The following is a 9,505-nucleotide window of genomic DNA, read 5'->3' on the forward strand; positions in this document are numbered from 1 at the left end:
GGCTTGCCAACCGCTGGCTGAACCAATCTATAGTGGTTTCGGCGGCAATGTGCAACTTCCCGTCGGGAAAGGTAAAGGTGACTTCACCGTCAATTGCGGGGCGGTTCTCATAAAAACACAGGGTTGTCCGCCATAATGCGTATCGTGTTACAGAATGTAACCGAGCGCAGGCGGGTATCGGGCGGCCCGTCTGGCTCATAAAACAAGAACAGAAGGTGCAGAAGTTATGACAGTACTCCTCCAGAAAACAGCGGGGCAACGGCTCTCCGGTATGGCCAGGTTGCGTGGTCTGACCGCAGCGGTGGTGGCCAGCGTTGCGCTGAGCGGATGCGGTGTGGTGAATCACATGATTTACAAAACCACCGGTGATGTCATGCAGGGCTTCTCAAGGAACCATACGGTCCCCTATCTGTTGGAAAGCGGTGACCTCGCCATGGGGTGCGCCATGAGCGAAGCCACCGCGCCCTTGTTGATGTCATTCGGACGCGTGACCGACGAGCCGGATCAGCTCGCGGTAATGCTGTACCTGTCCGCGGGCGGCTGCGCCGAAGAGCAGGCCCGTGAATACGAACTCCAGGGCCTGGCGGCGCTGCGCGCCATGAACGCAGACAACGCCCAAGACGCGATGGTGCGCCAGAAGCGGGCCCACGCCACCGCTGCCAAACGCTATTTCCGCGGCTGGCAGCATCACAACACCTTCTACGGCGAGCCCGGCACCGGCGAATGCCCGGATTTCGACGACGATCTCGGCGAATTCATTTACCTGGCGGGATTGCTCTCCGGCCTGCAGGCGCTGAATGCGGAGATTCAGTCCACGTCGTTCATCGGCGTTCCCAAAAACGTTGGCTCCGTGGTGGCCCGTGCCACCAGCTGTCTGGACAACGAAAAATGGTGGGGTGCACCCATGGCCTTGCGGGCAACGGTCTGGGCGATGATCCCCGGCGCGCAGCCAGAGGGTGAAAATGCCTTTGAACGCCTGGAAATTGCCGACAAGCAGGGCGAAGAAGCGGGCGTACGCATCAGCCACGTGTTCCACGCCATTGCCGCCATCAACAAGGGCGACGATGAGCGCCTGCGTGACGTGATCCGCAGCCACGCTGAATCCCTCGAGGAAACACCCTCCAACGAAGAGTGGCGTTTTGTCGATGCCATGGCCACCCAGATGATTGTCGCTATTTCCGACCGGCTCTGGGTCGAGCACAACGGCTATCGTACGCCGATGGGGCAGCTTGGCACCTTCTGGGATGACCAGGCCGAAGCGGTTGAAACCATGGATCTGGACGACTTGCTGTAACCATTATGTCTTCAGAACGCGCTGTTGTGTCTCAGGTTGGTTTTCGTCGCAGCGGGTTGGAGTGGTTTTCCTCTCTGCCCGCGTGTCTGCTGTTGCTGGCGGTGGTGCTGTTCTCCACCAGCAGTGACATTCATAACCAGATGTTGCGAGGCGGGGAAGCCATGTGGAGCGGCTATTACAAGCTCCGCGCGGACCCCGTGGCTCCAACCTGCAACCCCAACCGGGACATCGACGCCGCAGTTCAGAAACAGCTCGCCGAACAGAACGACAACCCCATGGCGGCGCTGCTGGGTGAAGCGGAACAGAACCCGGCGGACGTTCGGCTTGCCCTTGAGCGCTCCGTGGCCAATTGCCAGGCCAGCTACGTCAGTTACGAAGAACTGAAAGACAAGCTGACCCCCGGCGTGCGCGCGTATCGCACCGTGGAACTGTTCGTGGCGGATCTGATCGCCTTCGGCCTGGAATCCCAGCGCTTCATTCTGGTGATCCTGGTGATGCTGTGCGCGGTGACCGCCACGCTGACCCGCCATCATATTGCCATGCGGGCCATGGAAACCCGTCTGGATTACACCGTCTCCCATACCCTGCAGACCCTGGCCAACGCCATGTTGCTGGGTTCCAGTGCGATCTTCCGGCAATCGAGCATGGGCAGCGACACGCCCATGTTCGGCGAGGAAATGCTGCTCCACAACTTGTGGATTACCGGCTTCACCTGCCTCACTCTTGCCAGCCTCTACCGGCTGATCCGCGTACCGGATGACCTGCGCGAAGGCGGCGAACTGAACAAGGCGCTGCTGGCCGTGCCGCTGTACACGGTGATGTGCCTGATTTCCGGCAGCTATTTTGCGCTGATCGGCCACGCCTCCGGCATTGGCATCTATCTGGGCAAAATGATGGAATTGTCCGACATGTTCCTCAACGTCGGGCTTTACGTGTGGGTTGGCATGATGCTGAAGCAGACCCGGCTGGCGACCCTGGTATTCAACGTATTCCGACCGTGGAAAATGCCACCGGAGCTGCTGGCGCTGGTGGCCGTGCTGGTGGCCGCGATTCCTACCGCCTACACAGGCGCTTCCGGCATTTTTGTCATCGCCGCCGGTGCGGTGATCTACAGCGAACTCCGGGCCGCCGGTGCACGCCGCCATCTGGCGTTGGCCGCCACGGCCATGTCTGGCTCACTGGGGGTGGTGCTGCGGCCCTGCCTGCTGGTGGTGGTGATCGCCTACCTTAACCGGGAAGTCACCACTGACGACCTGTTCGGCTGGGGCATCTGGGTGTTCGTGCTGACCGCCAGCATGTTTGCGGTGGTGGCCCTGAGCGTCAACCGGCAGAGCAAGTTTGATCTGGCTCCGTCTTCCCAGGCGTTCCCGGCCATGATGCAGGCCCTGCGCCCGTTGATGCCCTACGCGTTGGTGATTGCCGGTGTGGTACTGCTCTACCGCTTTGCGCTGGACGTGAAGATGGACGAGTTCTCAGCCCCGCGTCTGTTGCCGGTGATTATGCTGGCGCTTCTGGTGTACGAACACATCACCCTGAAAAACCGCCGCCAAACCAGCGGCGAGCGCCCGCACCAGGGCCTGGAAAACAGCATGCGCTCGGCCACCAACGACACCACCGCTGAAATCGGTGCCTTGCTGTTGTTGATGGGTCTGTCGGTCAGTATTGGTGGCGTCATCGAACGCTCACAGCTCATGGAAGCCTTTCCCCAGGCCTTCGACAGCGCCTGGTCCGCGATGCTGCTGATGGTGGTTATCCTGGTTATCCTCGGCATGATCATGGACGCCTTCGGTGCCGTTATACTGGTCACCGCCACTGTGGCTAGCATCGCCTACAGCAGCGGCATTCACCCGATTCACTTCTGGATGGTCACGCTGGTGGCGTTCGAGTTGGGTTACCTGAGCCCACCGGTGGCCCTGAACCACCTGCTCACCCGGCAAGTGGTGGGCGAAGCCGAAGTGCTGGCGGCTCAGCAACAGGAAGGCACCTTCTATCAGCGCCACGAACGCATCATCATGCCGCTGATTGCCATGGGTATCTCATTGGTGCTGGTGGCGTTTGTGCCGTTGCTATTCTACGCCTGAGCGAATCAGTAGTGGCTCACAACGGCCCGGCCTGGCGCGGCGCAAACATAATGATGGCCATGCCCAGAATGGCCACCGATGAGCCGACAAAATCCCACACCGTAGGCCGAATGCCGTCCACCGCCCATAACCAGAGAATCGCGGTAAAGATATACACGCCACCGTAAGCCGCATACACCCGGCCAGCCGCCGTCGGGTGCAATGACAGCAACCAGGCAAAGGCTGCCAGGCTCAAAGCCCCCGGCACCAGCAGCCAGATGGTTTTGCCTTCCCGCAACCAGAGATAGGGCAGGTAACAGCCAACGATTTCCGCAATTGCGGTGATGAAGAACAGGCCAATGGTTTTGAGTTCTGGCAAATCGGAATTCCTTGGCTTTTAGCCGTTGAGGTGTGTGGGGTCGATCGTGACTCGTTGAGCCAGGGCTGCCTGAAGCGTGTTCCGGGCCGCTTCGTCGAACAGCACAAAGCGGATCAAGCGCACTGTGTGCAAGGTGGGTAACGCGTCTTCGAGGGCAGCCGCGCAGACTTCGGCGGCTTTTGCGGCTGGGTAGCCGAAGGCACCGGTAGACAATGCCGGAAAGGCCAGCCGCTCAATACCGTTTTCGTCGGCCAGTTTCAGCGCGTTGCGATAACAATCCGCCAGCAAAGTAGCTTCCGGTTTGTCCATACCATACACCGGGCCCAGGCAATGGATGACCCAACGGTTGGGCAGGTTGTGACCGCCAGTGAGCACCGCTTGACCCGGATGTATCGGTGCCAGTGGCTGACCCTCTTCCGCCAGACCCGGCCCGGCGGCACGATGCAGTGCACCAGCGACACCGCCGCCGATCATCAGTTGCGCGTTGGCGGCGTTGACCACGGCGTCCACATCGGGCTGATGAGCAATGTCGCCTACCACGCATTGCACACGGACTGCAGTGTTGTTGGCCATAAGAACCTCCGTCAGTTATGACACATCCCGCAGCGCCTGTTGATGAAGGGCCTTCAGGCGATCACTGATGGTCACCGGATATTTGCGTTGGGCCCCATCGGGTTGCAGAAGTTCCGGCGGCATGTGTGTGAGGGTTTCCTGCACCCGGTCACGGCTGTCGCCGGGCTCCGGCGGTGATTCCAGCAATTCGCCGTTACGCATTACGCTGTGCAGCAGGGGCTCGCCTTCGTGATTCTCTTCGTACAGGCCCAGGATATCACCTTGGTAGAGCCTATTTTTTCCGGTCTGTCGCCATATCTGTTTGCGCCCTGGCAGCAGCAATTTCCCGGGACTTTTCTTGAGGCAGGGACGACCGTCGTACTCGGTCAGTTTGTAGACCAGGTCCACCACCGGAGCATCGCCGGAAACCCCCAGCTCGGTGCCCACGCCGAAGCCATTGATGGGGGCACCCTGGTTGATCAGTTCGCGGATTTTCCATTCGTCCAGGCCACTGCTGGCAACAATGCGGATATCGTTCAAACCCGCCTTGTCCAGCTTGTTGCGGGCTTCGGCCGCCAGCTCGCCCAAATCGCCGGAGTCCAGGCGAATTGAGCCCACTTCCAGCCCCTCGTCCCTGGCCAGCCCGATGACTTTGTCGACCCCGGCCAGGGTATCGTAGGTGTCCACCAGGAGCGTGGTACCGGGATAAAGGCGGGCGTAAGTGCGCATGGCGTCTGTTTCGTCACCGCTGGCCTGAATGTAGGAGTGCGCCATGGTGCCGTTGACGGGCAAGCCATAGAGCTGGCTACCGCGTACATTGCTGGTGGCGGCAATGCCGGCCACCCGATAGGCGCGCGCGCTGCGCAGGGCGGAGTCCAGACCATGCATACGGCGGATACCAAAATCCACCACCGGTCGGCCCTGGGCCGCCATGACCATGCGCACGGCTTTTGAGGCGAGCACCGTTTCGGTGCCTACATAGTTCATGACCAGCGTTTCCAGCATTTGCGCTTCGGCAATTGGGGCTTCCACCTCGACCAGTGGCTCGTGAGGAAACACCGGCGTGCCCTCGGGCAGGACGCGGATATCCCCGGTAAACCGAAAGTTGCGCAACCAGTCGAGAAAATCCTCATCGAACTGATCCATATCGGCCAGGAAGTCCACCTGATCGGCGGGAAAGCGCAGTTCCCTGATCATTTGAACCAGGTAGTTCTGCCCGCACGCCAGCAGAAAGTTACGATCCTTCGGCAGATGCCGAAAGTGCAGACTGAACAGGGCGCGCCCGGTCATGTTTCGGGTCAGATAAGCGCGCGCCATGATCAGTTCGTAAAGATCGGTAAACAGGCCTGGGTGTGAATCGCTGAACATGGCGCTGCTGTTCATTGGGCATCCTCAATGATCGCGCCAGCCGCGCGCATTTCGTCGATCACGGCGTTAGCTTGATCGGGGTTCACCGCTCGGGTGGCATCAGCGATCAGGTGGGTCTCAAAACCCAGTTTGCAGGCGTCCAGCACAGTGGCCCGGACACAGACATCGCAGGCCAGCCCGCCGATCCAGACACGCTGGATCCCCCGGCTTTTCAGAAAGCTCTCGAGCCCAGTATCGTCGAAGGCGGAGTAGGCGTCGCGGTCGAACGCCGTGCCTTTGCTCACTCGCACCGTGCCTGGCGGTAATCGTAGGTCCCGGTGGAATGCGGCACCGTCGGTATCTTGAACGCAGTGCTCAGGCCAAGGGCCGCCCTGGGCTTCAAAAGAGCAATGCGCCACCGGGTGCCAGTCTCGGGAAGCCACCGGCAAGGCACCCTGCCGGGCAGCTCCTTCCAGCCAGTCGTTGAGCACGGCTACCACCGCATCACCACCTTCGACGCCCAGCGCGCCGCCTGGACAAAAATCGTTTTGAACATCTACGGCAATAACCGCGTCTTGTGGGCGAAGTGCTTCCGCTGTATGCATCAACACCTCCTATTGGCATATCGGTTTTATCAAACCTCTACCCACAGGATAACGCCAGAGGGGGTTAATGCAAAAAAGAGGCGCAGGACCCGCTCATCGCGGATCAGACTGGTGAATCACCACTTTTGGAGCCGGAGCAACCCCCATTTTGTAAACGTTCCACCGGCGATCCGTAGGCGGCAATTCATCCTCACAGGTAATTTCGTACGCCAGGTGACCGTCCAAACGACAGATACGCCAGGATTTAAACCCGATGGAGTAAGAAATGGCCGGGCTTCTGGCCGCCTTGCCATCCGCACGATCCCAGGCCATCTTGCCATTCCAGTAGCCCGGGCTGGACAAAACATTCGCGTCTGATTTGGTGGGCGGTGCCTCTGAAGGCACATAAAGACCATCGACCTCAGGCAAGCCAGAGCCGGAGACTTCGATAAACAGGGTGTTAAGCGGAAGTTTGTCGATGTCTGTCATATAAGCAATCCTTACAGTTTCAAGAAGACAAAAAGTAGAGTTGTGATTGTACTGCCGTTGAAGCGGCTATCGTAAGGGACAGCTTACGAGGAGAGGCCAGTACCTTCGGGGCTGGACCAACTACTTTGGTATCGCCACCGGCTACCCGATTAGGCACTGACTCTCCAGAGTTATGCGGCATGGTTGCCATGGTTTGAGCTATGTTTGATCAAGCTTTCCGCTGGAATCGAGAATGCTTCGTGAAGCCCCTCAACCATCCGGAGTGTCAGAGGGCGCTTTTGAGCCAATATCTCGTATACTCGGTTCTTCCGGCCAATAACCGGGACGAGGACGTCTACGGTGAGACCCTGCTGCTCCATTCGGAATTTGATGGCCTCAACCGGATCCGGGAAGTCGATGGGATAATGCTTCTGCTCATAGGCCTCGACCAAGGTTACGAGGACGTCCAGTCGATCTCCCTCGGCTGACCCGGCTTCAGCTGACATAAGGCCTTCTATCTCTTTCATCGTTGCCTGATAGTCAGCTTCGGTTTTGATGGGACGAATGTCCATAGAGCACCTCATATTGTCTGTGCATCAATCGCGTTTAGTCCCATATTGGGACTTGCGCAACTGCACCGAGTTTCATGCGCTCGGTATTTGGTGCCTAACGCCGAAGGTAGCGGCGCGCTTTAGCGCGTCCGCTGGCCTGACTTGTTAGCAGAGATGTCCTTGAGCCCACCGGAGACGTACTTGTGTAGGACACTGGAAACCAGGGACTGGTAAGGAAGCCCCTCTTCCAGTGCGCGACGCTGAAGTGCCTCCAGGTCACGCCTTGAGATACGTATATTGATCCGCTTATCTTTTTTGAACGTTTCTTCCGCTGCTCTCGTCAAGTACTCTCGACGATCAGCATCCAGATCTGACTCGAACTCTCCCGATTCATAAGCATTGAGCAGCTCCTGCTCTTCGGGATCTAATTTGGTTTTGGTCATGCTACCCCCCTAAAAATTTCTTGGTGGCCTTGCGACTGGGAATGACAGTCTTGAGAAAAATCTCCCTATCATTCTCGACGTACGGCACTAGCCAGGCATAATCGTCAATCCGAACCACAAGCAGTCGTTGATTCGGATACTTATCCCTGTTGGGGTGAGGTCCGTCATCAAGTAAACCACCAGACTGAAGAGCAAACAGGACATCCTCGAAGGAAACACTACGCTCGCCCATCAACTGCTGGTTCTTTTCAGCATTCCAGTTGATTTGCTTCATGGGCCGAGTCTAGCAGAGTGTGTGCCTTTTGGCATCTTGCTAACGCTGCCAGCATGCGCGCCTTTGTAGTGGAGGCAAAGCCGCAACGAAAAAGGCGTCGCTGTGCCTGGCCTGGTTATACAGACTTCGCCACCAACATTTCGGTAGCACCTTTTTGAAACCGGTAGCTAACAGGCTGCAACGAGACATCAATACCATTTGCGGATAAACCCGTCATGACCTGATCCAAATGCTTCGAGGTTTCTCCGTCCAGCGATACAACAGGAAAAACGCGAATCTCAGATGCAACTCTGCAGAGCTCCCGCATTGATGCCAAGTGAGCCGCTCCATCTACATGGTCACTGTAGAGAAAAAGGTAATGGGAACAGAGTGCTAAGTCGAACTCGGAGTCAGGGAATGGCAGCGTAGGCAACGATGCTGATACATATCGCCCTTGCCGGCAACCGGCATCAAAGTCGGACAGGAACCTCGACATGGCCTTCATCCGGACTTCGCCAAGCTGCTCGACGCTACCCAGTGATTCCCAAATATAGCTGTCTGCTCCTTGCTGCATCTTAGCCATGATTTCCGGGTACACGTCGTCAATCCGGCGGCGTATTTCGTCAGCATGGAACTGGTATACCGGATCACAAGACGTGACCTGGCACCCACGGTCTGTTGCCGCTACATTGAAGCTTGCTGGGCCATCACCACAACCAAGGATACGCTTGCTCAGGTCACCCTCGGATAATCCGAACATCGCCTGATATTCTTCAAAAGACCGGCCCCATGGGACTACGTTGGTTAACTCCAAATCTGACTCTCCTTAGTCGGTATAACGCCGCGTTCACCGGCTCGTCCGGTGCAACGCTTGGTTAAGTGCCTTTGATATATGCAGGTGCTTGTTCGTGGTTTTCAAAACCACCGTACTTAATCGAAGAGGGATAATACTCTGAAGCAAATTGCACTTTCCCGGCAGCGGCTTCACCGTCAACGCTAGCAATAAATGCGAGCATGAGATCAGTGCCAGCAGAGACACCAGCAGATGACCATATATTCCCGTCTTGGACATACCGTTGCTCAACAACTGTTACGTCACCAAGTGCACGCAAACGCTCTAAAGAACCCCAGTGAGTCGTTGCCTTCTTTCCCGATAAAAGCCCTGCGGCATGTAGCACAAATGAACCGGTGCAGACCGATAGAATGGCCTTACAGTTCTTTGCTTGATTGGCAACGAAATCGATTAACACAGGGTTGCTTACTTCAATACGCGTGCCTTGGCCTCCTGGGATGAGCAAATAGTCAAGTGGGGGGCAGGTACCAAACGAAGCATGTGGGTTAATAGACAACCCCTTTGCACAAATGATTGGCTCCATCGATTGGCCAACAATGATGCAGTTCGCTGGGCCATTGGCATTTTTCCGCCACATCTTGAGCATCTCCCACGGCCCGACAAAGTCGAGTTCCTCGACCTGATCAAATACAAGAATTCCAAAATTCATAGAAACCTCCGAGGCACTTAACGAGGCTGTAGAAAAACCCGATTTCGAGTCGTTCCTAGCGCCTGCTTCCTA

At 57.4% G+C, this 9,505-nt stretch carries 12 protein-coding genes; 2 read left to right on the forward strand and 10 right to left on the reverse strand.

Going from position 1 to position 9,505, the window contains the following annotated elements; translation table 11 throughout:
• The first annotated feature begins 226 nt into the window (after positions 1-226).
• Both WD429_RS02940 and WD429_RS02945 read left to right on the forward strand, forming a co-directional pair.
• Complete coding sequence (locus tag WD429_RS02940) at positions 227-1,294, forward strand: hypothetical protein (RefSeq protein ID WP_368420681.1); 1,068 nt, start codon at positions 227-229, stop codon at positions 1,292-1,294.
• A 26-nt stretch (positions 1,295-1,320) separates the two neighbouring features.
• Positions 1,321-3,375 carry a TRAP transporter large permease subunit gene (locus WD429_RS02945; protein WP_368420694.1) on the forward strand — a complete coding sequence of 685 codons (2,055 nt, stop codon included), beginning with the start codon at positions 1,321-1,323 and terminating at the stop codon, positions 3,373-3,375.
• Between the two features lie 16 nt (positions 3,376-3,391).
• Here WD429_RS02945 and WD429_RS02950 read toward each other — a convergent pair whose 3' ends face one another.
• From WD429_RS02950 to WD429_RS02995, 10 genes are all read right to left on the reverse strand, one after another.
• Positions 3,392-3,733: a YnfA family protein gene (locus WD429_RS02950; protein ID WP_368420682.1), complete on the reverse strand. Its 342-nt coding sequence runs from the start codon at positions 3,731-3,733 to the stop codon at positions 3,392-3,394.
• 18 nt (positions 3,734-3,751) lie between these two features.
• On the reverse strand, positions 3,752-4,306 hold the full coding sequence (locus tag WD429_RS02955; protein WP_368420683.1) for a macro domain-containing protein: 555 nt from the start codon (positions 4,304-4,306) through the stop codon (positions 3,752-3,754).
• Between the two features lie 15 nt (positions 4,307-4,321).
• Positions 4,322-5,668, reverse strand: coding sequence for a nicotinate phosphoribosyltransferase (locus WD429_RS02960; RefSeq protein ID WP_368420684.1), 1,347 nt, complete (start codon positions 5,666-5,668; stop codon positions 4,322-4,324).
• Positions 5,665-6,237, reverse strand: a complete 573-nt coding sequence (locus WD429_RS02965; RefSeq protein WP_368420685.1) for a nicotinamidase — start codon at positions 6,235-6,237, stop codon at positions 5,665-5,667. Before WD429_RS02965 ends, WD429_RS02960 begins: the two co-directional genes overlap by 4 nt.
• 93 nt (positions 6,238-6,330) lie before the next feature.
• Positions 6,331-6,705 carry a hypothetical protein gene (locus WD429_RS02970; protein ID WP_368420686.1) on the reverse strand — a complete coding sequence of 125 codons (375 nt, stop codon included), beginning with the start codon at positions 6,703-6,705 and terminating at the stop codon, positions 6,331-6,333.
• A 170-nt stretch (positions 6,706-6,875) separates the two neighbouring features.
• Positions 6,876-7,256 carry a type II toxin-antitoxin system HigA family antitoxin gene (locus WD429_RS02975; RefSeq protein WP_368420687.1) on the reverse strand — a complete coding sequence of 127 codons (381 nt, stop codon included), beginning with the start codon at positions 7,254-7,256 and terminating at the stop codon, positions 6,876-6,878.
• A 119-nt stretch (positions 7,257-7,375) separates the two neighbouring features.
• Positions 7,376-7,678 carry a CopG family antitoxin gene (locus WD429_RS02980; protein ID WP_368420688.1) on the reverse strand — a complete coding sequence of 101 codons (303 nt, stop codon included), beginning with the start codon at positions 7,676-7,678 and terminating at the stop codon, positions 7,376-7,378.
• 1 nt (position 7,679) lies between these two features.
• On the reverse strand, positions 7,680-7,952 hold the full coding sequence (locus tag WD429_RS02985) for a toxin (protein ID WP_368420689.1): 273 nt from the start codon (positions 7,950-7,952) through the stop codon (positions 7,680-7,682).
• A 115-nt stretch (positions 7,953-8,067) separates the two neighbouring features.
• On the reverse strand, positions 8,068-8,745 hold the full coding sequence (locus tag WD429_RS02990) for a class I SAM-dependent methyltransferase (protein WP_368420690.1): 678 nt from the start codon (positions 8,743-8,745) through the stop codon (positions 8,068-8,070).
• Between the two features lie 61 nt (positions 8,746-8,806).
• Positions 8,807-9,433 (reverse strand): DJ-1/PfpI family protein, encoded by a 627-nt coding sequence (locus WD429_RS02995; RefSeq protein ID WP_368420691.1) that lies wholly within the window; start codon positions 9,431-9,433, stop codon positions 8,807-8,809.
• Positions 9,434-9,505 lie beyond the last annotated feature (72 nt).

Origin of the sequence: Marinobacter sp. (genome assembly GCF_040904845.1) — a bacterium.
Taxonomy (GTDB): domain Bacteria; phylum Pseudomonadota; class Gammaproteobacteria; order Pseudomonadales; family Oleiphilaceae; genus Marinobacter.

Coding starts and splice junctions, on each gene's coding strand:
- WD429_RS02940 (WP_368420681.1), top strand. CDS start 227: ATGACAGTACTCCTCCAGAAAACAGCGGGGCAACGGCTCTCCGGTATG.
- WD429_RS02965 (WP_368420685.1), bottom strand. CDS start 6,237: ATGCATACAGCGGAAGCACTTCGCCCACAAGACGCGGTTATTGCCGTA.
- WD429_RS02985 (WP_368420689.1), bottom strand. CDS start 7,952: ATGAAGCAAATCAACTGGAATGCTGAAAAGAACCAGCAGTTGATGGGC.
- WD429_RS02970 (WP_368420686.1), bottom strand. CDS start 6,705: ATGACAGACATCGACAAACTTCCGCTTAACACCCTGTTTATCGAAGTC.
- WD429_RS02955 (WP_368420683.1), bottom strand. CDS start 4,306: ATGGCCAACAACACTGCAGTCCGTGTGCAATGCGTGGTAGGCGACATT.
- WD429_RS02975 (WP_368420687.1), bottom strand. CDS start 7,256: ATGGACATTCGTCCCATCAAAACCGAAGCTGACTATCAGGCAACGATG.
- WD429_RS02995 (WP_368420691.1), bottom strand. CDS start 9,433: ATGAATTTTGGAATTCTTGTATTTGATCAGGTCGAGGAACTCGACTTT.
- WD429_RS02980 (WP_368420688.1), bottom strand. CDS start 7,678: ATGACCAAAACCAAATTAGATCCCGAAGAGCAGGAGCTGCTCAATGCT.
- WD429_RS02960 (WP_368420684.1), bottom strand. CDS start 5,668: ATGAACAGCAGCGCCATGTTCAGCGATTCACACCCAGGCCTGTTTACC.